The organism is Pseudomonas sp. SIMBA_068 (genome assembly GCF_046534705.1).
Lineage (GTDB): Bacteria > Pseudomonadota > Gammaproteobacteria > Pseudomonadales > Pseudomonadaceae > Aquipseudomonas > Aquipseudomonas putida.
Window position 1 is genome coordinate 1 of sequence record NZ_JAWRYI010001070.1, and the last position, 253, is coordinate 253.

At 51.0% G+C, this 253-nt stretch carries 1 protein-coding gene; it reads left to right on the forward strand.

Annotated elements, in window-relative coordinates; genetic code table 11:
• Positions 1–5: 5 nt before the first annotated feature.
• Positions 6–131, forward strand: coding sequence for a DUF333 domain-containing protein (locus SB756_RS32730; RefSeq protein ID WP_000579083.1), 126 nt, complete (start codon positions 6–8; stop codon positions 129–131).
• Positions 132–253: the final 122 nt, after the last annotated feature.

The window sequence follows — 253 nt, forward strand, 5'->3', positions numbered from 1 at the left end:
GTGCAATGATCGGCGGTTCGCTTTCTGTTGCCCGTCAACTGGATGGTACGGCGATTGGGATGTGTGCATTACCCAACGGCAAACGCTGTAGCGAACAGTCACTTGCCGCCGGGAGCTGTGGCAGCTATTAATTCATTAAATCCGCCAGCTTATAAGTTAATGTCTGTTTCGCGGTCGCCAGCGTTAACTGGTTCGCGGTCAGATCCACTTGTGCACCTTCTTTCAGCATTTCGCTAATGGTGTTATCGAGTTC

Coding starts and splice junctions, on each gene's coding strand:
- SB756_RS32730 (WP_000579083.1), top strand. CDS start 6: ATGATCGGCGGTTCGCTTTCTGTTGCCCGTCAACTGGATGGTACGGCG.